This window comes from Acidobacteriota bacterium (assembly GCA_016713675.1).
Taxonomy (GTDB): Bacteria; Acidobacteriota; Blastocatellia; order Pyrinomonadales; family Pyrinomonadaceae; genus OLB17.
Genome location: JADJOS010000001.1, coordinates 248,362 through 272,440, shown reverse-complemented (window position 1 = coordinate 272,440; position 24,079 = coordinate 248,362). Strand labels below are relative to the sequence as shown.

Below are 24,079 nucleotides of genomic sequence, written 5' to 3'. Positions count from 1 at the left end.
TCATTTCGAAAGAAATGGGCTTTTTTTGTCATGTTTTGCGTCAATTTTTCGCATTTCCATTCAAAGACCATCTTTTCATTTAACTCGGGAGTAAAAATAATGTCGATCAAACCGGTTCTGTCGTTTCGCGGAGTTTTTGTCGGGGCATTTGCCATAATTATTTTGGGAATTGCAACACTTGCGTTTGGCGAACGCATCGTTCCGTCAGCCCTGACGGACCTATTCTCCGTCTCCGCCGCCGGCCAGGAAAGCAAACCGGAGAGCGGCGATAAGAAAGTAGAGACAAAGAAAGCGGACGAGCGTTCGCGGCCACTTGGGGCGAACGACAAATTCATCTACGGCCTGGGGAATCTCCCAACATCGTTTCCCCAGCGCCGGGACAAGATCCTGTCGTTCGATACCAGCGGCAGCTCACAGGAGCTGACCGCTATCAATGATCTTGAGCCGGCATGGTCACCTGACGGCACACGGATCGCATTTGTAAGTCTGCGTGACGGCTCGGGAACCTCCGCCCCGACCAATGACGTTCAGTATCGCAGGATATACACAATGAATGCAGACGGCAGCGGGCAGGAGCGCGTGGGTGGGGCTTTTGTAGGCGGACAGACTCAGCCGTCATTTTCATTTCACAACAATCCCGTGGATCAACGGATCGTATTCGTAGCGGATTATTCCGGGCAGGGACGTGGAATCTACACGATGGATCCTTACGGCCAGAATCACGTACGCCTGGATACGGACGGGTGTTTTGCGGAAGAGCGCGGTCGAATATCAAAACGCGGATCACTAGGACCCACAGCACTGAGCCCGGGCATTTTCGACTTCGACACACCTAATTTTTCGCCTGACAACAACTACATTATCTTCGGCTATCCCGACAGCAACGATGGAACGCACGATGTTTATCGCATCAATGCCGACGGGTCGAACTGCCTCCGCATATACGACGGCCAAGAGTCCTCGTCCGGTCCGACGACCGCCCGTTATTCGCGCGATGGGTCCAAGATCGCCATATATATTCAGGGATTTGGGGTACACATCTTGCGGATCATAGAATTGTCAAACGGCTTGCCAACCGGAGCGGAAGAGGATTTTACGCCGACCAATTTTATGGGTTCGCCCGTTTGGTCCCCCAATCCGGGCGAGAACAAGATCGCGTATCTGGCCGGCAACCAGAATGCCGAGAATCCGATTCCGGGCCTGGAAATAAGAACGATCGACCTTGATACCGACTTCGAGGAATTGATACTTTCTCAAACCGTTCCCTACGGCTTGAACGGTATGGACTGGGGAATACCATCGGCGACAGTGCCGGCACTTACGTTGCGTATAAATTCGCCGCATCCTCTCTTGGCCGGAACGTCAACCACGGGTACAGTTACGCGGTCAACGCCCGCTCCGGCGGGTGGCGTGACAATAACCCTTCAAGTATTTAACCCGACGGGTCCAGGCCAGACGCCTATCCTGAATCTTCCTGCGAATAGTGTTTTTATCCCCGAAGGCCAAACACAGGGGACCTTTCAGATCGAGGCGCCATTCAGGACCGACTACCGGATATTGGATGTATATGCGAACAGTCCAACTCCGAATTTCGGACAGGCACAAGCAACTGTTTCGGTAACTCCGGCAAGGCCGGATCTGCGAGCTATCTCGCTCTCCGCTCCGGCGAGCGTCGCTCCCGGTGTGGGGTTTCAGCTCGGCTGGTCGATAGAAAATATCGGCCAGACAACGACAGGGGCCGGATGGCTGGATCAGCTTTATTTTTCGATCGACGACCAGCTCGACTCGACCGACGTGGCATTGCCGATATTTAACAATTCCGGTGCCCTCGCCGTTGGCGCTACCAGATCCATATCTAACATCACGCGGACCATACCATCATCTGCCGCGCCGACGTCGGGCCAGTATTATCTGTTTTTGCGAACAAATCCGAACGAAGGGATCCTCGAGGGCGGCCGCACCACAAATAACACGGTGATGACCACGATCCAGATCAACCTGCCTGATATAGTCGCCGAGAATCTGGTTTTACCGTCTCTCATCCAACCAGGTGTAACATATCCCGTATCGTGGACCACGCGAAATGCCGGCACAGCGACGAGCGGAACGTTTGGTTCCCGCTTGTATTACTCACCAGATGCGACACTTGGTGATGCAAACGACATTTTGCTCGATACGGTGTCAAACACCGCTCTTGCGCCCAATGCAACTCAGAATCACAACGTCAATTTCAACATATCCACCGTCCCTGCGCGCCCAGACGGTACGGCATATTTTTATGTCCGGGCCGACTATGGAAATAACGTTTACGAAGGGCTGCCGGCCGGAACCGGCGAAAACAACAACACGACGACCGCGAACACGGCTTTTGAATATCGAGTCGCTGATCTACAGGTCGCGTCAACCGTCGCTCCGGCCGAAGTCGACACCGATGCGGCGTTCGCAATGGAATGGACGACCACGAACGCAGGCAACAAAGCCGCCGGAACATTCTCCGAACGCGTTTATTTTTCGCCAGACAATCAGGTCGGTGGCGGCGATGTGCTGCTTGGGACATTTTCGCTTCCGGGCGGCCTAGCGGTCGGGGCTTCGGTAAACCGTATCCAAAACGTAACGATCCCAACGAGTGCGATCGCCACGACCGGCAACTACTTCGTCTATGTCCAAACCGATTCGTCCACAAACATCAACGAAGGTGAAAATGAGGGAAACAATACGCGCTTTCAGGCGGTTTTCGTTCGCCGCCTGCTCCGGCCTGATCTCACGATCACGAATATACAGGCTCCAAACGCTGCCTTCTTTGACCAGACAATTCAGGTGCAATGGACTGTAACGAACAGCGGCCTCGGACCAACGAACGCATCTAACTGGAAAGACCGTGTGAGTATGAACACTACCGGCTCTCCGGGCGGGACATTGATCGATGTGAATAGCATTAGCGCCCTTGCGCCCGGCGAGAGCTACATCGCATCGGCGACGGTCAAGGTTCCGCGTGGTTACAATGGCTCTTATCAAATCGTTGTTTACACAGACATACAGGGAGTTCTGAACGAGGAAAGTACAACCAACAATAAACTCACGCGGCCGATCACGATCAACGTTCCGCCGCTGCCGGATCTTACGGTTTCGAACGTTCAAGCACCGGAACAGGCATTTGCCGGCGGGCCGATAAATGTTAGTTGGCAGGTTAATAATATTGGCAACGCTGCCGCCGCAGGAGACAACGAGGTGCTCAATAGGCCCTGGAGTTGGTCCGATCGTGTCTATCTGTCGCGTGATACAGTGCTCAATACCTCGCAGGACCGTTTGATCCACACACGGTCTTCGCGCTCGACGCCATTAGCCGCCGGAGCTAGTTATTCTTTGAATACCTTCGTTGCGACTACAACGGGCGGCAATTACGTCCTTTTGCCGCATGATGTCGAGGGACAGTACTACGTTTTTGTTTTGACCGATTACAGCAACGTAGTCTATGAATTCAATGCGGAGAATAATAACTTTGCCTACGATGAGATCGCGCCGACTGGTTCTCCAATAAACATTCTCGCAACGCCCGCAGATCTGGTGGTAAACGCCCAGCCTACGGCACCAGCTAACGCCTCGGGCGGCCAATTGATCGATGTGAGTTTCACCGTAACGAACCAAGGAGCATTTGCGACGGCTGGCAGTTGGACCGATGCGATCTATCTTTCGACGGATCAGACATTTGGCGATGACACAATACTCGGGACAAAGGCAACATCCAGCCTTGGCCCTGGTGGAAGCCGACTCATCGAGATGCGCGTGCAGTTGCCCGAATGCGTCACGACCGGTAATTACTATTTGCTAGCAAGAACAGATACCGGCAATGCGGTCGCCGAATTTGACCCCGGATATGATGCTGAGGCAAATAACAACAGTCCGGCAAAAGCACTGGCAATTACAACATTGCCTGCCGATTTGACGGCGACTAATGTTCAATTCTCGCCTATAACAATGCCTGGACAGGCTGTCACAGTCTCATGGACCGGGTCCAATTTGGGCACCGGTCCCGGGCCATATCAATGGGTCGACCGAATTGTGCTCAAGTCTCTCGCTGGGTTAGGCTCGGCCGAGGTCGGGCGAGTAACCCAACAAGGTGCCCTGGCATCAGGACAGTCAGTGGCCCGCAGCACGAATGTCAATCTCCCGACATTTATGCAGGGGCAGTATGTCATAACCGTTCAGACGGATTATTCGCGGAACGTCACGGAATGCGGCACGGGTGAGGACAATAATTCGGCCGACTCGGCTTCATTTAGCGTCAGTAACAATCTGCCGGATCTGGTTGTCGACAGCGTTTCGGTCCCGGGCGGGCCGGTAGCAGTCGGCACCAATTTCTCCATCCAATACACTGGACGCAATGCAGGCGGCCAATTAACATCGGCCGGAGGATGGCGAGACGGAATCTATCTGTCTAGCAATCCTACTTTAAGCAACAGCGACCGCCGCATCGGCTACGTCAACAAGCAGGGTAACCTGATGCCAGGCGAGGCCTATACCGAAACGGTCAACGTCAATACCGGCAATGTGCCGGCCGGCCAGTACTATATTCTGGTTTTAGCCGACAATGAGAGTGACATTTACGAAGGTCCCGGCAATAGTATCTATGAGACCAACAATCGGCTGGCTTCGATCCCGATCACGGTGACGTCGCCGAATGTTGATCTTCAGGCTGTGGTCAACTCGGTCTCTTCGCCCACGTATTCAGGAATGAGTGCCTCGGTGACCTTCACCGTGACAAACACGGGCGCGACGCCGACTCTCACTAATCACTGGACCGATTACATCATCCTTTCACGAGATTCAGTTATCGATTCGACTGATAGAAGGATCGGATACGAGCAACATAACGAGGTGTTGGCCGGCGGAGCAAGCTATCAATTTACAAAATCCGTCGGGATACCTTCGGGCCTGACCGGTCTATATCGGATCTTCGTCGTGACGGACTATCACAACAATGTGTCCGAGAGCAGCGACCTCAACAACCTTAGTCCGGGCTTCGATGTTGACCTTCAATTGCCGCCACCCGCCGATCTGAATGTGACCAACATTGCTGTTCCGGCAGGCGGAACGCCGGGCGGCAGTGCCGTGTTTAATTGGACAGTACAGAACTCGGGCCAATTCCCGGCGATCGGTCCGTGGCGCGACAGCGTTTATCTCTCCCGCGATCAATTCTGGGATGCGAGCGACTATCTGTTAGGTCAGAAGGAAAGGGTCGGACCGCCGCTAAACGTTTCGCAAACTGAGGAGATAACTTGGGGCGTTTCGATCCCGATGATCGAGGAAGGCAATTACTACGTGATCGTCAGGCTCGATTCGCAGAACCGCGTGCGCGAGACCAATGAGGCAAACAACGTCTCAGTTTCCGTTTCGCAGATGCCGATCACTGTTCAGACCCTCACGATGAACACGCCGTTCATGACGCAGTTGTTCAATGGCGGAACAAAGTCATTCAAATTCGATCCGCCGGCAAATGAGACCGTACTCGTCTCGCTGACCGGCGAAGAGGGAAATTCGAACGAACTGTTCACCAACTTCTACTCAGCCGCCAGCCGTGCCGATTTCGATTTTCAGGGTAGCGGCGAAAGGACGGACGATCAGGAGAATTTCATACCAAATACTGACACGGGCCGCTATTACACAATGGTCAGCCATGACTACATCCAGCCGCAGGATGTTCTGTTTGACAAACAGCCCGAAAAGATCGTGAACGGACAGATCGGAACCGTCCCGGTACCGCCCCAAAACATAACGATCAGCGCCAATGTGCTGCCGTTTTCGATTCATTCCGTTAGTCCGGCGAGGGCAGGAAATAAGGGTGTCGCAACTCTTGTCATAAAGGGGGCTAAGTTCCAGAGCGGGCTTACATTAGCACTGGAAAAGACGGGACAGGCCCCCCTCGTTCCGATTCATCTCAAGAGCAGTTCAACCGTTGCCGTGGGCGTATTTGAACTTTCAGGAGTAGCGCCCGGTCAATACGATGTGGTCATCACAAACCCGGGAGGCCTGGTTACGAGGGTGATGAACCGCTTCGAGATCGTCAATGGCGGCGGGTACACACTAACTCAGTCTATCCTTGCTCCAGGCGGGATCCGACCTGGCCAGTCACGGATTCGGGCTACTTTCTCGGTTAAGAATACCGGTCTCAACGATGCGTTATTTGTGCCGGTGATCATATCCTTCCGGAGTTCGATAAACTACCAGATCGATCCCGAGGACATGATCGAACTTCCGGACGAAATGCTCCCCTCCAATATCAATCGTAATGACGTTGCCACGCACTTCGACCTTGACGGCGTTAGGTACGTTATGCTGATGGTCCCGCTGCTCCGGAGCAATACGAGTGCGAATTTCGGCATTGATCTGACTGGTCTTCCATCGGGCAGTTTTGACCTCGCGATGGCCGCACTTCCTTCGTTGTCAGACTTGCGCAAATCGGGCGGGCAGCTTTCACCTGAAACTCTTGCCGCGGTGCGAACTGCAGCTCCGAGTCTCACCGCTGGGGAGTGTACTATCGAGTTCTTTAGGCAGTTGGCCTTTTTATTGTTCGACCTGGTTCCGGGCGTGGGCTGTGCTGATGAAGCTATTAGTGCTCATGCGGCGATCATAAGTTATGTATCGGGATTAGTAATGACTGACGTAACTGGCGGCGATATTAACGACGCCGCTGTCGGGGATCCCTCGCTCAACTCGTCTTCAATCTTGCAAAGAACATAGGTGAGTGCGTGCTCGGCGAACTTCCCTCGATAAAAGTCATAAATTTTCTATGGAATATGTACAACATTTTGAAGCTTCTTAAAGAGTGCCTCAATAATGAGATCAGGACATGGATCGCTTACTTCTTTGGCATCGATCCAAACGAAAAACTGGGCCCGCAGGGCTATGGAACGGAGGGATTTGTGCCAATCGGCCAAGAGATGTTATATCGAATAAACTTTGAAAATCTCGCTTCCGCGACCGGCCCCGCGCAGAAGATAATTATTACGGATCAACTTCCTCCGACCCTGGATCCGAGGACAGTGCGGCTCAAGGAGATCGGATTTAAACAGAATCGCATTGTGATCCCAAACAATCAGGCATTCTATCAAGCCCGCGTTCAGCTTGGTGCCGATCTTAACAATCTAGCCGCAGATATCTCGGCCGGACTCGACATTGTAAATGGAAGAGTGGCATGGACGCTGTCTGCCATCGATCCCGCGACGGGCGAAGCTCCGCTGGATCCTGAGGCCGGTCTCTTGCCACCCAATAATGGGGATCACGATGGCGAAGGTTACGTCACATTCACCGTCCAACCGAAGGCGACATTTCCAAATCGCACTGCGATCAATAACTCCGCCACGATCGTCTTCGACGTGAACGAGCCGATCGTGACGAATTCGACGGCTAACCTTCTAGACAGTATAGTTCCCGCTAGTACGATGGTCTCAATGCCTGAAACTCTGGCTTCTCCCGACATCGCATTTAGCTGGAGCGGGACCGACGATATTAATGGGTCCGGGTTCAAAAAATGCGAGATATTGGCGTCGATGGATGGCGGAGCTTTCCTTCCCATATCTTCAGAAACTGAATTGTCTGGCTCCGGAATTCTGGGCGGACGCTGGGGAATACACTATGCGTTTCGGTCAATTTGCAGCGACAATGCTGGTAATGTTGAAACAGCCCCGCTAACGCCAGATGCGGAAACGACTATTTTGGGCGGTGATACGGAGGCTGACCTTGCTCCGAGGCCGAATGGGAATGACGGTACGCTCGATGGTGGTGACACCGACCAGGTTCGCCGGTTTGTTGCCGGACTCGATACTGATTTTACGTATAACGAGTTTCAGCGTGCGGATATTTCACCACGTGACGTCGGGGCAACGGAACATTATCCGTCGCTGATATCATGCAGGCCCGGCGGTACGTGGCCGGAGTCGCTGATACAGCGGCGGCTGACGGTCCCAATGAACCATCGGGCCGCGCACCGAGAACTGTTCCCGGAAAGAAGGCCGCGATGCTGCCGCGTGAGATCAAAGGCGAGAGCATCGCCCGGTTCCAGAATCAGATCATCATCGGAATAAGGCTTGAGGCTCAAGGTGATGAGACCGGGCTCGGTTTTGGGCTCAACTTTGATCCGGCGGTTTTGAGTAATCCGGTCGTAGAGCTTGGTGCCGATGCCGGCGGATCGACGCTGACGGTCAATACGGCTCAGGCCGGCACCGGCAAACTCGGCATCATCCTTGATCGGCCGCCGAACTCGCCGATCGCTGCCGGAAGCAAGTTGGTCTTGCGGTTGGTCTTTGATATTGCAAACGGAGCTCCGATGTCCACGCAGCTTATGTTCGGCAACGATCCGGTCGTTGCTGAGGTTGTCGATGGGCTGGCAAATTCGCTTACGACCACGTTTGCACCTTCGACAATATCTTTGGCAGGGCCAACGGCTGCCGGAGTCGCGGTCTCGGGAACTGTCATGAGGTCGATCGGAGTTCCGCTGCGTAATGCCCGTGTAACGATCACCGATGCTAACGGCAACGCCCGTTCGGCGGTCACCAGTACGTTCGGCCATTTCAGGTTCGAGGACATCGCGGCCGGCCAGAATTACACCATAAGTGTGCGGGCAAAAGGGTATGTCTTTACGCCGAGACTGATCGCCGTCAGCGACGAGGTCTCAGGGATCGAGATAATGCCGGAACTGGAATGAGATCCCAAATATCCCCCACAACTCCCATAGAAATGGCCGGAATTGACGATTTTCCGGCCATTTCTCTTTCCTTTATTTCGTGGGTCGCCACTAAGTTCTCATTTTACGGCACGGGCCTTTTCGACGTCGTCGATCACTTTCTTGAGCCTGTGGTCATCAGCAGGAAAACGCTTGCGGGCCAATTCGAGGGCGGTATCGAATGCTCGGTCGGCATCGGCACGGTTTCCGCAGGCGAGTTTGGCCTTTCCAAGATATTGATAAGCAGTTATTTTCCCGGCACTTTCAGAATTCCACTGTTCGAATTCCTGAACGGCCGATTCGGCAAGACGCACGGCTGCGGCAAGATCTCCGCGAATTATCGCAAGTTCGGTCAAATTGAATGTGATGGTGGTCGTCGATCCATTATGTTCGCTATAGTGACGAACAAAAAGTGCACGGGCCTCAAGGAATAACCGTTCCGCCTCATCGAGCCGCTGAGGGTCCTTTGAAGATTTCCCGATGATCATGTCATAGTGGCCGAGCGTCTGGATCATATAGGGAAGATTGATGTCGTCCGGGCCTGTTTCACGCATCATTTCTACTGATTCCCTGACAAGTGCCTCAATGTTCGGCGGAATCACGCCGGGCGGTTTTGGAATACTGATCGCGTAATACCACAATGCACGAGCAACACGTGGATGGCGTTCTCCGAAGACCTCTCTGTAAAGCTCGAGCGATCTTGCTTTATGCCAACGGCTCTTTTCCGCTTGATTCTGAGCCGAGTACACATTCCCGATCGTGTAGTGAAGATCCGCCCTGACCTCGGGCTCATCTGCGAGTTCGACGTCGACCCGTGCGGCCGCATCATCGATCGCTTCGAGAACGGTCACATCCAACCGGCCCTTACCTCGGGCATACCAGCTCGGATCGGCGTATTCGAGAAAACTCTGCATAAACTTACTCGTCTTCTCGGCGCGTTTGCTTGCCCGTTGGGCTTCGTCACGTTGAGAATCGGCGAAAAGTGCATGAGCGTTCGCGCGATCTGCCTGAACGAGCGAAACGCCAATTCCGGCACACAAACTCGTTACGATAAGACCAGCCGCAGCGACAGCGACCTTGTTGCGGCGGACGAATTTTGCGGAACGATACGAAAGACCATCGCCCCGAGCCAGCACCGGAAGGCCGTCAATATGCCGCCAAATGTCAGCGGATAATTCGTCGACCGTCGAATAGCGGCGGTCGGGATCCGCCGCGAGCGATTTCAGTATTATATTGTCCAGATCGCCTTTGATCTGCGATGCAATGATCGGAGCGGCGGCGTCTGTGATCAGCGAACTCGGGGCCTTGATCTCGATCTTGTCCAGCATTTCGGTGATGGCTCCGTTCGTTTTGCCGTCAAGATCGATCGGTGATGAACCGGTCACTAGGCGAAAAAGCACCGCTCCGAGGCTGTAGATGTCGGTCGCGGTCGTTATTTGTTCGCCGCGGATCTGTTCCGGGCTCGCAAATTCGGGAGTCATTGCGTTAAAGGCCGTTTCTCCGGCTGTAAGGGATTCGCCGTCTAGCAGCTTTGAGATGCCAAAATCGAGCAGCTTCGGCTCGCCGGCGTTGGTCACGATTATGTTCGACGGTTTCAGGTCGCGATGGATGATCAGGTTTCGATGGGCAAATGCGACTGCGCCGCAAACTTTATTGAACAGTTTAAGCAGTTCGATGATGCCAAGCCGGCGATCGCGGCAATATTGGTCGATCGGCGATCCTTCGACATATTCCATTACGAGGAACGGAATATCATCGTAGGTCGAACCGGCGTCGATCACGTGAGCAATGTTCGGATGTTCGAGCCGCGAGTGGATATCGCGTTCGCGTCCGAACATCTCGCGGATCTTGGCAGCGTTGAATTCGCGTCGGAGTAATTTGATCGCGACACGCTGCGTGATCTTACCGTCGAAACGCTCTGCAAGATAAACGGCACCCATGCCCCCGATGCCAAGCTCATCGATCACGCGGTACTTGCCGATCACACGGCCGTTACAGATGTTTTCGTCCGTCGGATCGGGAGCAATAAGATCGGCGGCGAGTTCGAGAGCGGATGTGTCGAGGATCGAGTCGGAAAAGGAATCGAACGCGATCAGGGATTCGATCTCGGTCTGCCGTTCGGGGCTAAGACCAAGGCCGCCGATAAACTCGCTTCGCTTTGCCGGCTCGACAGCCAGCACATCGAGCAAGGTGTCTTTAGTTTGCTCCCAGGAATTTCCGTGCATCGCAATTAGAAAACCGACATTTATATTTAAATGCGTAAAACGATCGCCAAAACCGACATCGGTCAGCGATCAATTGCCGTTATTGAGCTCACGATACAGCCAGAGCCTCGCCGATCGCCATTCGCGGAGCACGGTCCGGTCCGAGATCGAAAGTGCCTCAGCTATCTCGTTGTTAGACATTCCGCCAAAGAATCGCATTTCAACGATCTTTGCCTGCCGCTCGTCGATCTTTTCCAGCCGGCTCAACACATCGTCTACCGCCACGATCGAACTTGCTCTCTGCTCGGCTGATATTTGTATTTCTTCGATCGAAAGGTGGATCGGCGAACCGCCCCTTTTTGCCGAACTTTTTGTTCTGGCGTAATCGACCAGTATTTGCCGCATCATTCGAGAAATAATTCCGTAAAAATGAGCCCGGTCTTTCCATTCGATCTTCGAGCCATCACCGAGTTTGAGAAACGCCTCGTGAACAAGGGCTGTCGGCTGCAGCGTGTGGTCCTTGCGTTCGCGCGCCATCAGGAATCTGGCTTGCCGTTTCAGCTCGTCATACACCTCGGCGAGAAGCAAAGCTTCGCCTTCGGGCCCGCGTTCGTTCCATTCCTGCAATATCCTGGTTATTTCTTTGCCGCGCGGTTTGTCCAATCTCGATCTGTCCTATAGTTTTCTCAAGATTCTAATCAATTTCCGTCAAAAAGGCGAAATTTTCTCTTACCTGCTGGTGATCGATCAAGCACTGGTTGCCTAACAATTTGGGAGCGGCCGTAAACGATTTCGAATATCGCCCGTCGTCTTGAAATCTCCCGCATCTTCAGGCTAAACGAAATATCTTCATAACTTCAAATATTTCAATAATTAACAAATTACACTTGAACGCCGCCGATCTTTGGCACACTCATTGCGATTGACCATAGCGAGCAATGGCCAAATCATTGCCTTAGAACTTTATATAGGGAGTTAACAATGAAAAACATCAAGACATACATATCAATCGCGGCATTTTCCTTCTTGGTAATGGGTTTGCCGGCCATCGCTTCGGCTCAGTGGTACCCCAACGGCAACAACTATCCAAACAACGGCGGCTACGGCAATAACAATGGTTATTACGGAAATGTGCAGGGAGCGGTTCGCGACCTGAAACAGCGTGCCCGTTCATTCGAGCGCCAGACCGACAATAACGACCGATACAATAACGGCGGTTACGGCAATAATGGCGGATGGGGCAACAACCGCAACGGCAGCTATACTAACAGCAATATTGAAGATATCGCTGACGATTTCAGCAAGGCTGCAAGCCGTCTCGAAGACAAATTCGGCCGCGGCCGCAACCTGAACAACAGCCGCGATGAGGCCCAGCGGGTTCTTCAGCTTGGCTCGCAGCTTGACCGTGAACTTCGGCGGATGCGTTCGAGCAACAATCTGCGTAACGAATGGAACATGATCGAGAACGACCTTCAGATAATCGCTAATGCCTATGGCATTAATTACAACAGCGGCAGGAACCGCGGTTGGGGCAATGGCCGAGGCAACACCCGAGGCAACAACATGCCGAGCTGGTGGCCCTTCTAGATCAGTTCACAACCTCTTCTACGCCCGCATCTGAATCGATGCGGGCTTTTTTTGTTTTTAGCTCGAGCTTTGGCCGGCTGATGGTTTAGAATTTAGCAACAAAGATCTTTACTCGGAATTCGATCATGCCCGGAACCCTTTTTCTAGTCGCAACGCCGATCGGCAATCTGCAGGATATAAGTCTGCGGGCTCTCGAAGTCCTGCGGTCCGTCGATCTCATCGCGTGCGAGGATACGCGGCATACACGCAAGCTGCTCACGCATTTTCGGATCTCGAATTCACTAACGAGTTATCATGAACACAACGAACAGGAACGCGCCGACGAACTCGCCGACCGTCTCGTCCGCGGCGAGAATATCGCGATCGTTTCGGACGCAGGCACGCCGGGCATCTGCGATCCGAGTTTTCGCATTGTCGAACGAGCTCATGAGATCGGAGCGAAAATCGTTCCGATCCCGGGAGCGGTGGCATTTGTAAATGCTGTTGTGGCGTCGGGGATCGCGACGGATTCGATCTTCTTCGGTGGTTTTCTGCCGTCGAAAAAAGGTGAACGGCAAAAGCGGCTCGAGGAAGTGAAAGATATTCCTGCTACGCTCACGTTTTACGAAACGCCGCACCGTCTGGTTAGATCGCTCGCAGATTGTCTTGAGATCCTGGGCGACCGAAGGGCTGCCATCGCACGGGAACTAACAAAACTCCACGAAGAGACGGTCACAGGTGCGCTGTCGGAGCTCGCGACACAATTTGCCGGGAAAACAGTAAAAGGCGAGATCGTTCTCGTGATCGAACGCAATTCGGCAAAAAAGGAACCCCACGGAGATGCCGACGCCTCAACTCTTTCCAAGCGGATAAAGGAACTCGAAAAGCAGGGTGTCGACCCCAAAACGGCACTAAAAAAGGCCGCGAAAGAACACGGCCTGAGCAAATCCGAAGCCTATCGGCATCTGAAAGTGAAATAGCGAAAGTGTGAAAAAGAAAGAAAGCGGGCCGCATCATTCGCTGCCCGCCTTTTTTATATTTTACCTTTGGGTCAATTCCGGCGGGAGCTGCTTATCGACCTTCGGGCGATCTTTTAGGTCGGCGAGTTTCAGCATTGTGACCATTATGGTCCGCGTCACTTTTTCCATCTTCTGATAATCGATCTTGTCGGGATGATCACCTGCTCCGTGATAATCGACATGGACGCCATCGAACCAGAACGCGACCGGAATTCCGTTGACCGCATAATTAAAGTGGTCCGAACGAAAGAAGAAGCGGTTGGTGTCTTTCGGGTCGTCATAACGCGTGTCGTAAGCTAGGTTGAGATAGCCCTTGTTAGCACCGTCAACGACGCTGCCGAGCGTCGAGCTCATCATGTCCTTCCCGATCACATAGATACCATTTTCGCCCGTCAGGTCCTTATCACGCGGCTCGGTGTTGCCTTCCTTTTTGCTGCGGCCGATCATGTCGATATTGAGCTGAGCTACGACCTGTTTGATATCGACGGTAGGGAATTTGTTAAAGTACTCGCTGCCCCAAAGGCCTTTTTCTTCACCGCAATGCCAAACGAACAGGATCGAGCGTTTCGGACGCTTCGGGGCCTTTGCCAGTGCTTCGGCGATGCCCAGAACGGCGACCGTGCCCGAACCGTCATCGTCGGCGCCGTTAAATATCTTGTCGGGGCCGGGAGCGTTCTGATTAATGCCGACATGGTCGTAATGGAGCCTACGGCGACCATTTCGTTTTTTTGAGTACCGGATCACTCCCTTCCCAAACGGCAACGACATTTTGCGTCCATGCGGTTTCCGATTTGGTGCCGATACTGAAATTGAAGTCTTTATTTAACGCAAATGAATTGGTATACCCTGCCAGCGGATTGCCTGCTTCGCCCGCGAAGATCGCGTTAGATAGTTTCTCTGACGCCATGAATACGGTAGGAACGGGACCGCCCTGCGGGCCAGCTTGCGGCTGAGCGAGCTTTTCGACCACCATTCGGCTGCGGCCGAACATCTGCGAGACCATTCCCCAGTTGCTAGACAAGAACTTGGACGCGAGAACCATAACGCCGGCGGCTCCGTTCTCACGCGCATAGGTCACAGCATCGGCCCAGTCCTTTCCGCGTGTTCCGGTCAGATCGGCCTGCGTCACGCCTGCCGGCAGCGGCACCAGATTGCGGCCGCCGAGCTGGCCTTCGCCGAAGACCGCGATGATCTTGCCCTTAACGTCGATGCCCTCGTAGGGATTGAGATTCTTCGATTTGACCATCCAGCCGTTGCCCGCATAGACGATCTTAGCCGTCATCGTTCCGGTCGTATTGCCCGAAACACGGACGAGATCGTCGCCATACGAATACTTCTGGCCGCCGATCTCGACAGAGGTCGCAGCGGGGTCGATGGCGTCGCGTTTGAGAGCGATCTTTTGGTAAAAAGTGCCGTTATCGCCCGCGGGCTTGAATCCCCAACGCGACAGGTTCATGCCGATGAATTTTGCGGTCGTGTCGAGTCCACGCGAAGGCGTATCGCGGCCTTCCATCTCGTCGGAGGCGACAAAATAGAGATAATCACTCAACTGTTTGGCAGTCACGCCTTCGACGATCTTTTTATCAGCAGGTGTGACCTTGACAGCAGTCTGAGCAAACGCCGTCGATTGAAAGGCGAACGTCGCCAATAACAAAAACGCATAAAAAGTTCTTTTCATTTTTTCTCCAAGGGTTTTAGCCGCGGGCAACACGTTGCAGTTCATACATTTTCGTTGTGAATTCTGAACACGATCGCGGCAAATAATTTCAATTGTAGATACGTGGCCACAGTGTGATTTGTTTCACGCGTTAAGATCCGACCACGCAGATCTTTTTCGTGTCGGCGAGTGCGATCATTTCTTCGCGGTCGAAGATGAGCGTTTTTCCGGCCGTCACGGAAAGGCAGGTCGCTCCCGCGGTTATCATTGTCTCGATCGTCGGAACGCCGACGACCGGAACGTCAAAGCGCATATCCTGCTCGGGCTTGGCGACCTTTACGACAGTGAGTTTACCGTTAGCAAGTTTTCCGGCACGTTCGATGGTCGCGTCGGTGCCTTCCATCGCCTCGATCGCGACGCACGCCTTTGCACGAATGACGACGGTTTGACCGAGGTCGAGACGAGCTGTTTCTGAGGTAATGTGCAGGCCGTATTCGATGTTTTCGATCTCGACGTCTGACGGCTTTCGCTTCGTCAGAGCCCCATGCGGAGCGAGTTGATCCTTAATAAAATAGGTCGAATCGATCAACTCGATGCCATCTTTTGCCAATTCGCTTGCAACGCCGCCGATCAACGCGTCGGTATTCCGTCGCGGCAAGTTCCACAGCATCTTGACCATACGCAGATCCGGCATCGCCCCCGAAAATAGCTGCACATGCTTGACCTGCCCGGCCATCATTGCTTTTTCGACGTTATGCGATTTGAAGAACGAGATCATCTTGCCAAGCTGGCCAATGCCGACCCAGATGACATTCTCCGCGACGTCGTCTATCCGCGGGTCTGTCTCTTCTCGTATAGCAACTACCGACAACGAAACGCCCGCTTTTCGAGCGCCTTCGACGACGAGAAAAGGGAACTGGCCGTTTCCGGCGATGAGTCCGTAGTTCATATTCGTTTCTAAGCTCTATACGGCTGATCCTCGCGTTTGATCGTGTGCCATGTGTTTTCGGCGCATTTCGTACACTTTAGCCTCATACTGGTCTTGCCTGCCGCACCGCCGCGAATTCCGCCGATGTCCCACAGCGTTCGCGTCGTACCGCAAGCATTGCAGACGACCATCCATGAACGCGATTCAGCCTCCATCGATGCGAACGTTGACGCGGGTAGTATCGCCTTCACAAATCTTTGGATAAAACTCATTCGCTTGAATTCTCACTAACGATCAGTGGATCGCTTGTAAACAGGCGTAGTTTTTCATTTTCGGGCGAATCTATCAAACCGGTGAACGCAAATCCGAGCTTCTCGAGCAGACGTCCCGACGCATCATTGTCCGGGGTAGTGATCGCCAATACGGTTGCGAACCCGAGAGTTTCACGCCCATATACCATCATTGCCTCGGCCGATTCGAAACCGTACCCTAATCGTTCGTACTCAGGCAGAAATGCAAATCCGATGTCCGGGAATTCAAAATGATCGCGCTTCACGAATCCGCAGATCCCCGCCTGTTTCTTGTCGTCCTTCCGCACGACGGCATAAAGCCCATAGCCATGATAGCGATAGCTCTTAACAAACCGGCCATCAATGAACGCAGCGGCTTCGTTGACGCTGCGGACCCCGCGGTCGCCGATATATTGGATGAACTTTGGCGTATTCAGTAGCGCAAAAATAAACTCCGCGTCCACGGCGGAGTCTAATTCTCGTAGTATCAAGTGCTCGGTCTCGAGAATATTCACCGAATTATTCTTTGAAAGGTTCGATCTCGCCCGGTTTGCGAAGCATCTTGTTGACCTCATCGAGATGCATTTCCTCGAGCAAGATCATTTCGCGTGCATATTCTTCGAGAGCGACCGATTTGCCCTCGGCGACTCTCATTAACTCGTAATATGCCGCAAGCGTAGTGCTTTCCTGCTCCAAACTCTCACGTAGAATGTCGCCAATATCATGCTTTTCAGTTTCGAGCAGAGGCCCGATCTTGAGGCTCGGATGCCCGCCGAGCATCGTCACGAATTCCCCAGCCTTTCGGGCATGCATCAGTGATTCATCACCATTGCTTTGCAGCCATGAAACGATCGGTATCCGGTTATACCCAAAGACCATCAAAGCATAATGCGTATAGCGCACCACACCAGCCAATTCCAACTCAAGTATCTTATTCAAGACCTCGATGGCGTTTTGTTTATCGGTTTGGTTCATATTTGGACTCCAAAATTTTATTCCGCCTGCTCTCTCGCGTGATAAGAGCTTCGCGTCAGCGGCGACGATTCGACGTGTTTAAAGCCCATTGCCATCCCGATCGCCTTCCATTCGGCGAACTCTTCTGGAGTGACGTAGCGTTCGACCGGCAGGCGTTTTTCGTAGGGTTGGAGGTATTGGCCGATGGTCATGATGTCGCATGAAACGGTACGGAGGTCCCGCATCAATTCGACCACTTCTTCGAAAGTCTCGCCGAGGCCGGCCATGATGCCGCTTTTGGTTTTCATCGCAGGAAACTGCGTGTCCCGGAAATGTGCCGAGCGTTCTAGCAGTTCGAGCGTTTGGTTGTATTTTGCATCGGGACGAACGCGGCGATAGAGCCGGGCGATCGTTTCGGTGTTGTGATTGAGAACATCGGGTCGGGCGGCGAGAACATTGTTGAGAGCGGCTTCGTCGCCGTTGAAATCCGGGATCAATACCTCGACCTTACACGCCGGACTCAGTTCGCGTACCTTGGTGATCGTCTCAGCCCAGTGCATCGAACCGCCATCAGCGAGATCGTCGCGATTGACCGAGGTGATTACAGCGTGAGCAAGGTCAAGATGTTTGACAGCCTCGGCGACGTGGGTCGGTTCCATAGGGTCGAGGTCCATCGGCTTGCCTTTATTTACCGCGCAAAAACCGCAATGCCGCGTACAGGTGTCGCCGCCGAGCATAAAGGTCGCGGTCTTGTCCGTCCAGCATTCAAAGATGTTTGGGCATTTCGCTTCCTGACAGACGGTGTGAAGATTCAATCCGTCGATCAGTTCGAGAACGGCGTTTTGATTCTTCGGGTCGCCGAGCTTGATCTTTAGCCAATCCGGCTTTTTGATACGTTCACGGCCCTTACGATTGAGAAAATTGTTAACTAAAACCTGTTCTTCGATCATTTCAGTTTGCTGGTCACTTTGCCAATAATAGATTCTAACGAAACGGTGCCGAAAGTGCGACTATCGGTGCTTTCAGTCGGGTTGTCACCGCTCAAAGTGAGACGTCCGTTGTCCGCAACGTCCGCGACGCGTTTGATGATCTTAATGTCCGATCTGTATGGATGTTCGGCCAAAACCACATCCCCAACGGTGATATAACCTCTTGGATCAACCAACACTTTGTCGCCAGGTGCGAGCGACGGCAGCATCGAGTCGCCTTCGACCAGAAAAACCTTGCGGCGGCCGATCAGATACAATGCTCGCTCACGCCAAGTCGATTTGATTATCGTGTCGCTCATAGAAAAACGGCGGAAGATCGAGCGACCCTCCACCGTTCAATTCTAACGTAACAGGGCATTAACCCGCCGTGTACCAAGCTACATCGCGGTCTTTGGTCGCCCAAAAGATGCCGTGGATCTCTTCGATCGCGGCCATTAGTTCATTGGCATGTTCGAGGCTGACCTCGACCTTGACTGCGGAACAGAGCTTTGCGGCTTTCCAGAATGTGTCGTGCAGATTTGGATATTTTTCGAGATGCACCGGTTTAAAGTAATCCGTCCAGAGGATCAAAAGCTCCTCTTTTGCAAGATGTGCCTGCTCTTCTTTGACGACGATATAGCGAGTCAAAGTGTTGTGAAACGCAGCCGTCGCCTTCGCATCAGAACCGTCCGGAGCCGTCAGGGCGAGGATCTTTTTCGTCATCGACAAAGCGGCCTCGGCCGCAACGCGTGCCGACGAAGGATCATAAATACCACAAGGAGCATCACAATGGGCCTCCGCAACTTCTAGTTCACCAACAAATTTTTCTTTCAATTTATCAAACATTTCTTTGTCTCCCTTTCTCCTATTCTTCCTATTCCTCCGGTCGTGTTCCGGCATCGATCCCGGCGACACTCGCCTGATTGATCACACGAACGTGCATGTCGCCGTTGACACGGACCTGGCACGATAAACGGGCATTGTCAGGCAGGTCGGCCTTGGTCGACAAGACGGCAGCTTCGGCTTCGCCGATCTCGCCCGGATCGCCCGACAAAAATTCAACACGGCACGTTGTGCAGCGGGCGTTGCCGCCGCAGCGATGCAAAATATCGACGCCATTGTCCTCAAGACAAAGCACCAGTTTCTTTCCGCTTTCGGCCTCAAAAGCAACCTGTCCCGTCGCCGTTTCGGCAGTAATATGTGGCATTAAAAATGTCTCCCTTGTACGTTAATTTCAAAAATTAGTATGTCTTGAATTTGGCACATCGACCGCTTGAACGCAAGCCAGACGCCATTAACCAATTGTGAACGCTGCGCGCTTTCCTGTCGGTGCACTGTCGCCCCGATATAGAACTTTCTCGAGAAACAGCCCCGACGGCGGTGCAGTGTATTTTGCCGCGACGGGCGATTCGAATTTCAAGAGCCGTCCGAATGCGTCGTAGGTCATGTCGCTCCGGCCGACCTCAGCGATCAGGCCGACGATTCGCCGCATCATTGTCGGTAAAAAATGACTCGCAGCCATTCTGACGCAGATGAGGTCACCGTCCGTGAAAACTTCGGCGTGATGAACATCGACGATCGTTGAGACCCGCGAGTCCGATTCAAGCTCACTAAACGAACGAAAGTTGTGCCGTCCGACGAGCATTTTCGCAGCCTCATTCATTGCCTTTGTGTCGTGTTCGGATTTGACCCACCAGACGAACGGCTTTGCAAATGCGGTCCGGCGCGTCGAGATCTGATATAGATACGAGCGGGCAACGGCATCTTTGCGGGCGTGAAATTCGTCGGGCGCGTTTGCGAGACGGATGACGTTTATGTCGGGTGGGAGCAGTTCGTTAAACGCTTGGAGGATCTCCGACGGTTTGAGATCCGCCTTAAGTTCCGCCACTTTCAGATGAACGGTCTGGCACAAGGCGTGAACACCGGCAACCGTTGGTTCACCGCTAAATATTTCCGCCGGCGTCGAAAACAGCTGCCGCGTGACCTCCATAAATTCGCCCTGAATGGTCTTTGAAAGATGCTGCATCTGCCACCCGCGATAACGGGTGCCGTCGTACTCGACCTCTAGTTTCCATGTTGGCATAAGATTGTTTTGCCACGAATAACACGAATGGCACTAATAAAATCAAGACTAAATAAGAGCAATTCGTGGCATTTGTGTAATTCGTGGCTAAGTACCGATCTTCACCTTTTCGCGTTTCTCGTTTATCGCAACGAATATGAGATCAGCCGAAGTTACGCGGACGACCTCGCCCTTATTGCCGAAACGCTCGGCCTCGACCTCGACGTGGACGGTGATCGAAGTGTTGCCGACCTTCACCGTCGAAGCGTAAAAACTCACTAGATCGCCGATAAATACAGGCTCGTGAAAGATCACCTCTTTCATCGCCACCGTCACAAACCGCTCGTGCTTTGTATGCCTCACGGCCTCGACGCCGCCGGCGACGTCGATATAGCTCAATATCACACCGCCAAAAACTGTTCCGTGTGCATTCGTGTCACGCGGCATCATCGTCAGCCGAATCGCTGCATCTCGTATTGGTTGTTGTTCCATAAAAAGAATTTAACAGGATGGACAGGATTAGCAGGATAAAGACTCCGATCGGACGGATACTTAATCCTGCCTATCCTGTTCATCCTGTTTGAATTTTCCCGCTTACCCATTCCCGTATCGTCTCACGCAGTTCGTTCAGATGGTCGTCAAAAAAGTGGCCGCAGTTTTCGAAAATGACGACCTCGGCGTGCGGGATCTTGTCCGTCAGAAGCCGCAGGTTTTCGACCGAGCCAAATTCGTCGCGGCTGCCATGCACGAACAGTATCGGCTTAGTTACGCCAAGCAGAAATTCGTAATCGCCGTATTTATCGACCGGTGTGCCGATCGATATGAGGCGCTTTGCTCGTTCGTCTGCCATTCCAACTTCCATTCCCGTTCGCGAACCGAACGAAAATCCGGCGAGCGTCAGGTCTTCGTTCGCGTATTCGCCGGCCAGATAATCCAGGGCATCGCGAACATCCTCGCGTCCGCCTTCGACCTCGTTGTGCTTACCGGTCGAATCGCCGACACCGCGAAAATTAAACCGCAAAGTCGCGAGTCCCGCGTCCACAAGTCCGGCGGCAGCTCGAAACACGACCTTATTATGCATCGTCCCGCCGCCGAGCGGATGCGGGTGGCAAACGAGAGCCACGCCCCGCCGTTCGCCGGACGGCTCTTTCAAAATCGCTTCTAGGCGTCCGTGCGACGCCGGTATGTATAGGTTGCCTTTCGGATACATAGCTAAACCATCAATTCTAGGCGTTGGGGCGTTGCGAAGCAAGCACGCCGGATTTTGCCCACGAAACACACGAAATATACCAAATACAAGAAATGATAAAAGCCATTTCTTTTGCCTTTCGTGTAGTTCGTGTGTTTCGTGGGAACACTCTTTCGATTAGATTTCCGCACTGTAAACGTGGTACTTTTTCTTTTTATCATCTCTGGCCCAAATGGACGAAAATACAGACGAAACACAGGAAAAACCGGCGGTTCGCGAAGTAACGTGGAAGGAATTTCTCGAGACCGACGAAGCCGTTCGGGTCATTTATCTGATCTTTGGCTTTATCGCGATCGCGATGGTGATGACATTCTTACAAACGCGGACAGACGCGATCTGCTGCGGCGATTGGGATGGTTATTATCACATCCGCTGGAGCGACCTGCTTTGGCAGAACTTCAAGCAGGGCAAGTGGCTGCCGTCGTTTGAGTGGCTACCTCTAACTGTATTAAATCCAAAGGATTACGCCGACCATCATTTCTTATTTCATCTGCTGCAAATACCGTTTCTGTGGTTCTTTGAGCCCGAAACGGCGGCGAAGGTGTCGGCTATCGTGTATTCGACGCTTGCCGTCTGTTCGCTTTATTGGCTCATGTTCCGCTACGGCGTCAAGCACCAGCTGCTCTGGCTCGGCGGGCTGTTGACGTGTTCGACAGCGTTCTATTACCGCATGAACATGGCCAAGGCACCGCCGTTGACCATCATCATTACGGTGCTCGGCATCCACCTTCTGTTTCAGCGGAAATACGTCTGGCTGCTGCCGCTGATGTTTGCGTTCGTGTGGACGTACAGTCTTTTCCCGCTGCTTTGGTTCGGGGCGATCATTTGGACGCTGATAATCGCATGGAACGAACAGCGGTTCGAATGGCGGCCCCTTGCTTATGCCACCGCAGGAATGATCCTCGGCAATGTGATCAATCCTTATTTTCCGCAGAATCTTGGCCTGTTCTGGGAGCATTTTTATACGAAATTCAAGGTCGGCAGCGACTTTGCCGTCGCTGTCGGCGGCGAGTGGTACCCATACTCCGGAATGGAGTTGCTGACCGACTTTCCGATCGCGATGCTGGCAATGCTGATCGGCTACATCCTGTTCGTGCCGCGAGGAGCCAAACTGCCGGAGCGAGCTGCGTTCTTCCTTACATTTGTGTCGATTTTGTTGGCGGCACAATTTCGATCGAAGCGTTTTGCGGAGTATTTTCCGCCGTTTGCGGTGCTTTTCGCTGCCTTTAGCTGGCAGGCGTTCACCGCTCCGACAGCCGCCGAATTGCCCGACGAATTTCAACGTGACATCGACCCATATCTCGACAAAGGCGAAGCTGTCGGTATCGACGCACGCTGGAATGTGGTGCGGCAAGCCGCTGTTTGGACGCTCGGGATCGTACTGACAGTATGGTTTTTGGTCAGCCTAGTTGGCTTCCACAAGCTTGGATTTGAGATCAACGGTGTCGTCGACAGTATCTCGACCAACGAACCGGCCGACAAATACAAACAGGCGATGGAATGGGCGACAGCCCTCGATGCATCCGGGGCCGACAACATTCCTGCCGGCGAGATCATTTTCAACTGCACCTGGGATGATTTTCCGAAATTATTCTTTTACAACACCAAGCACCGTTACGTTTACGGCCTCGATCCGAACTATCTTTATTCCGCAAATCCAGAGCTGTACAAGCTCCTTAAGGACCTGACGGAAGGTAAGGTCGACGACCCTGCACCGATGATCCGCAGCAAATTTGGTGCGAAGTACATCTTTGCGGATGCAAAAGAGAATGTTGATATGATCGCCAAAGCCCTCGACAGCGGCTGGGCCGAGATCATCTACGAAGATAAGGACGCGCGGATATTGAAGATCCGTGAGGTCAAGGGCGACGCCCCGGACGATTCAGACGTCGACAATTCGCCAGAAACTGACGAAGAGAAACGCATCCTCGACGAAGAAGAGCGAAACGCGGCAATTAATAAGAACGCTAACATCGATGACGAAGACCTTGAAAACTAAAAGCGGAGCAGCGAAAACGAGGAGAAATGGTGCGGTTTTGGGATTCGCCGTTTTTCTGCTTACATCGTTTTCTTTCGCCTGCGGGCCGAATGAGGATGTGTTGAAGTCGGGAAGGAGCAATTCGGTTTCGGAAGATCGGGGTCCGACGCGTACCTCGATCGAAGCCGATATCTACGAAATGCGAACGGCCAATTTCATCTATATCTACGTGCTTCGCCGAAAGGACGGCGGCGAGATCGACTCGGAGGACCGCGGAGCACTTAAGTTGAACACTGAAGGGGTGAACCGGCGGATAAGTTCGGACAACGGGAAAGCATTCGTTATCGGTTCAAATTCTGCCATTCCGGCGGACAAAATGTTCGCACTTTATGATAGATTTGCGGTTGAGAATTATTCACAACCTGAGAAAGTGATCGAAAACGGCAACGCGAACACAAAATAATTGAATTTGATGGAAGCGACCT

The 24,079-nt window shown here is 53.0% G+C and carries 21 protein-coding genes and 1 pseudogene; 7 read left to right on the top strand and 15 right to left on the bottom strand.

All coding sequences use genetic code 11. The annotated features are described in order from the left end of the window. The first annotated feature begins 99 nt into the window (after positions 1–99). Genes IPK01_01280 through IPK01_01270 form a run of 3 tightly spaced genes read left to right on the top strand, consistent with a single transcriptional unit; the run spans position 100 to position 8,701 of the window. On the top strand, positions 100–6,738 hold the full coding sequence (locus IPK01_01280; GenBank protein ID MBK7932130.1) for a PD40 domain-containing protein: 6,639 nt from the start codon (positions 100–102) through the stop codon (positions 6,736–6,738). 56 nt (positions 6,739–6,794) lie between these two features. Beyond that, positions 6,795–8,081: a hypothetical protein gene (locus IPK01_01275; protein ID MBK7932129.1), complete on the top strand. Its 1,287-nt coding sequence runs from the start codon at positions 6,795–6,797 to the stop codon at positions 8,079–8,081. Then, the gene (locus IPK01_01270; protein ID MBK7932128.1) at positions 8,015–8,701 is read left to right on the top strand and encodes a carboxypeptidase regulatory-like domain-containing protein; all 687 of its coding nucleotides are present in this window, start codon (positions 8,015–8,017) and stop codon (positions 8,699–8,701) included. The genes IPK01_01275 and IPK01_01270 overlap by 67 nt, the downstream gene beginning before the upstream one ends. A gap of 98 nt (positions 8,702–8,799) precedes the next feature. Here IPK01_01270 and IPK01_01265 read toward each other — a convergent pair whose 3' ends face one another. After that, complete coding sequence (locus IPK01_01265; GenBank protein ID MBK7932127.1) at positions 8,800–10,944, bottom strand: protein kinase; 2,145 nt, start codon at positions 10,942–10,944, stop codon at positions 8,800–8,802. 69 nt (positions 10,945–11,013) lie between these two features. Beyond that, positions 11,014–11,586 (bottom strand): sigma-70 family RNA polymerase sigma factor, encoded by a 573-nt coding sequence (locus IPK01_01260; protein ID MBK7932126.1) that lies wholly within the window; start codon positions 11,584–11,586, stop codon positions 11,014–11,016. A 540-nt stretch (positions 11,587–12,126) separates the two neighbouring features. On the opposite strand from IPK01_01260, the pseudogene IPK01_01255 reads away from it, so the two are divergent. Then, a pseudogene (locus IPK01_01255) lies at positions 12,127–12,204 on the top strand (single-stranded DNA-binding protein). Positions 12,205–12,635: 431 nt separating this feature from the next. Beyond that, on the top strand, positions 12,636–13,469 hold the full coding sequence (rsmI, locus tag IPK01_01250) for a 16S rRNA (cytidine(1402)-2'-O)-methyltransferase (GenBank protein ID MBK7932125.1): 834 nt from the start codon (positions 12,636–12,638) through the stop codon (positions 13,467–13,469). A 60-nt stretch (positions 13,470–13,529) separates the two neighbouring features. Here the strand turns inward: rsmI and IPK01_01245 are convergent, their stop codons facing one another. The 13 genes from IPK01_01245 to IPK01_01185 form a co-directional block, all read right to left on the bottom strand. Next, positions 13,530–14,276 (bottom strand): M28 family peptidase, encoded by a 747-nt coding sequence (locus IPK01_01245; protein ID MBK7932124.1) that lies wholly within the window; start codon positions 14,274–14,276, stop codon positions 13,530–13,532. Then, complete coding sequence (locus IPK01_01240; protein MBK7932123.1) at positions 14,215–15,186, bottom strand: hypothetical protein; 972 nt, start codon at positions 15,184–15,186, stop codon at positions 14,215–14,217. The genes IPK01_01245 and IPK01_01240 overlap by 62 nt, the downstream gene beginning before the upstream one ends. Positions 15,187–15,316: 130 nt before the next feature. Beyond that, positions 15,317–16,114 carry a UDP-2,3-diacylglucosamine diphosphatase LpxI gene (gene lpxI / locus IPK01_01235; GenBank protein MBK7932122.1) on the bottom strand — a complete coding sequence of 266 codons (798 nt, stop codon included), beginning with the start codon at positions 16,112–16,114 and terminating at the stop codon, positions 15,317–15,319. Positions 16,115–16,122: 8 nt separating this feature from the next. Beyond that, complete coding sequence (locus tag IPK01_01230; protein MBK7932121.1) at positions 16,123–16,365, bottom strand: hypothetical protein; 243 nt, start codon at positions 16,363–16,365, stop codon at positions 16,123–16,125. Further along, on the bottom strand, positions 16,362–16,898 hold the full coding sequence (locus IPK01_01225) for a GNAT family N-acetyltransferase (GenBank protein MBK7932120.1): 537 nt from the start codon (positions 16,896–16,898) through the stop codon (positions 16,362–16,364). Before IPK01_01225 ends, IPK01_01230 begins: the two co-directional genes overlap by 4 nt. A gap of 4 nt (positions 16,899–16,902) precedes the next feature. After that, positions 16,903–17,358: a bacterioferritin gene (locus IPK01_01220; GenBank protein ID MBK7932119.1), complete on the bottom strand. Its 456-nt coding sequence runs from the start codon at positions 17,356–17,358 to the stop codon at positions 16,903–16,905. Positions 17,359–17,375: 17 nt separating this feature from the next. After that, positions 17,376–18,287, bottom strand: a complete 912-nt coding sequence (lipA, locus tag IPK01_01215) for a lipoyl synthase (protein MBK7932118.1) — start codon at positions 18,285–18,287, stop codon at positions 17,376–17,378. Beyond that, a complete protein-coding gene (gene sodX / locus IPK01_01210; GenBank protein ID MBK7932117.1) occupies positions 18,284–18,625 on the bottom strand; it encodes a nickel-type superoxide dismutase maturation protease in 342 nt (113 codons plus the stop codon). Before sodX ends, lipA begins: the two co-directional genes overlap by 4 nt. Before the next feature lie 58 nt (positions 18,626–18,683). Then, positions 18,684–19,151: a superoxide dismutase, Ni gene (gene sodN, locus IPK01_01205; protein MBK7932116.1), complete on the bottom strand. Its 468-nt coding sequence runs from the start codon at positions 19,149–19,151 to the stop codon at positions 18,684–18,686. A gap of 28 nt (positions 19,152–19,179) precedes the next feature. Further along, entirely contained in the window at positions 19,180–19,512 is a 333-nt protein-coding gene (locus IPK01_01200) for a (2Fe-2S)-binding protein (GenBank protein ID MBK7932115.1), read from the bottom strand. Between the two features lie 87 nt (positions 19,513–19,599). Continuing rightward, a complete protein-coding gene (truA, locus tag IPK01_01195; GenBank protein MBK7932114.1) occupies positions 19,600–20,388 on the bottom strand; it encodes a tRNA pseudouridine(38-40) synthase TruA in 789 nt (262 codons plus the stop codon). 87 nt (positions 20,389–20,475) lie between these two features. Beyond that, positions 20,476–20,859, bottom strand: a complete 384-nt coding sequence (locus IPK01_01190; protein ID MBK7932113.1) for an acyl-CoA thioesterase — start codon at positions 20,857–20,859, stop codon at positions 20,476–20,478. A 79-nt stretch (positions 20,860–20,938) separates the two neighbouring features. Further along, positions 20,939–21,577, bottom strand: coding sequence for an alpha/beta fold hydrolase (locus IPK01_01185; protein MBK7932112.1), 639 nt, complete (start codon positions 21,575–21,577; stop codon positions 20,939–20,941). Positions 21,578–21,788: 211 nt separating this feature from the next. On the opposite strand from IPK01_01185, the gene IPK01_01180 reads away from it, so the two are divergent. Next, complete coding sequence (locus IPK01_01180; GenBank protein MBK7932111.1) at positions 21,789–23,615, top strand: hypothetical protein; 1,827 nt, start codon at positions 21,789–21,791, stop codon at positions 23,613–23,615. After that, positions 23,593–24,057 carry a hypothetical protein gene (locus IPK01_01175; GenBank protein ID MBK7932110.1) on the top strand — a complete coding sequence of 155 codons (465 nt, stop codon included), beginning with the start codon at positions 23,593–23,595 and terminating at the stop codon, positions 24,055–24,057. Before IPK01_01180 ends, IPK01_01175 begins: the two co-directional genes overlap by 23 nt. Positions 24,058–24,079: the final 22 nt, after the last annotated feature.

Bases quoted from the DNA above. Each gene is read 5' to 3' on its own strand.
- IPK01_01280 (MBK7932130.1), top strand. From the start codon at position 100: ATGTCGATCAAACCGGTTCTGTCGTTTCGCGGAGTTTTTGTCGGGGCA.
- IPK01_01230 (MBK7932121.1), bottom strand. From the start codon at position 16,365: ATGAGTTTTATCCAAAGATTTGTGAAGGCGATACTACCCGCGTCAACG.
- IPK01_01245 (MBK7932124.1), bottom strand. From the start codon at position 14,276: ATGTCGTTGCCGTTTGGGAAGGGAGTGATCCGGTACTCAAAAAAACGA.
- IPK01_01200 (MBK7932115.1), bottom strand. From the start codon at position 19,512: ATGCCACATATTACTGCCGAAACGGCGACGGGACAGGTTGCTTTTGAG.
- IPK01_01180 (MBK7932111.1), top strand. From the start codon at position 21,789: ATGGACGAAAATACAGACGAAACACAGGAAAAACCGGCGGTTCGCGAA.
- lpxI (MBK7932122.1), bottom strand. From the start codon at position 16,114: ATGAACTACGGACTCATCGCCGGAAACGGCCAGTTCCCTTTTCTCGTC.
- sodN (MBK7932116.1), bottom strand. From the start codon at position 19,151: ATGTTTGATAAATTGAAAGAAAAATTTGTTGGTGAACTAGAAGTTGCG.
- truA (MBK7932114.1), bottom strand. From the start codon at position 20,388: ATGCCAACATGGAAACTAGAGGTCGAGTACGACGGCACCCGTTATCGC.
- IPK01_01275 (MBK7932129.1), top strand. From the start codon at position 6,795: ATGTACAACATTTTGAAGCTTCTTAAAGAGTGCCTCAATAATGAGATC.
- IPK01_01265 (MBK7932127.1), bottom strand. From the start codon at position 10,944: ATGCACGGAAATTCCTGGGAGCAAACTAAAGACACCTTGCTCGATGTG.
- IPK01_01185 (MBK7932112.1), bottom strand. From the start codon at position 21,577: ATGTATCCGAAAGGCAACCTATACATACCGGCGTCGCACGGACGCCTA.
- IPK01_01270 (MBK7932128.1), top strand. From the start codon at position 8,015: ATGCTGCCGCGTGAGATCAAAGGCGAGAGCATCGCCCGGTTCCAGAAT.
- IPK01_01175 (MBK7932110.1), top strand. From the start codon at position 23,593: ATGACGAAGACCTTGAAAACTAAAAGCGGAGCAGCGAAAACGAGGAGA.
- lipA (MBK7932118.1), bottom strand. From the start codon at position 18,287: ATGATCGAAGAACAGGTTTTAGTTAACAATTTTCTCAATCGTAAGGGC.
- IPK01_01220 (MBK7932119.1), bottom strand. From the start codon at position 17,358: ATGAACCAAACCGATAAACAAAACGCCATCGAGGTCTTGAATAAGATA.
- IPK01_01190 (MBK7932113.1), bottom strand. From the start codon at position 20,859: ATGGAACAACAACCAATACGAGATGCAGCGATTCGGCTGACGATGATG.
- sodX (MBK7932117.1), bottom strand. From the start codon at position 18,625: ATGAGCGACACGATAATCAAATCGACTTGGCGTGAGCGAGCATTGTAT.
- IPK01_01240 (MBK7932123.1), bottom strand. From the start codon at position 15,186: ATGAAAAGAACTTTTTATGCGTTTTTGTTATTGGCGACGTTCGCCTTT.
- rsmI (MBK7932125.1), top strand. From the start codon at position 12,636: ATGCCCGGAACCCTTTTTCTAGTCGCAACGCCGATCGGCAATCTGCAG.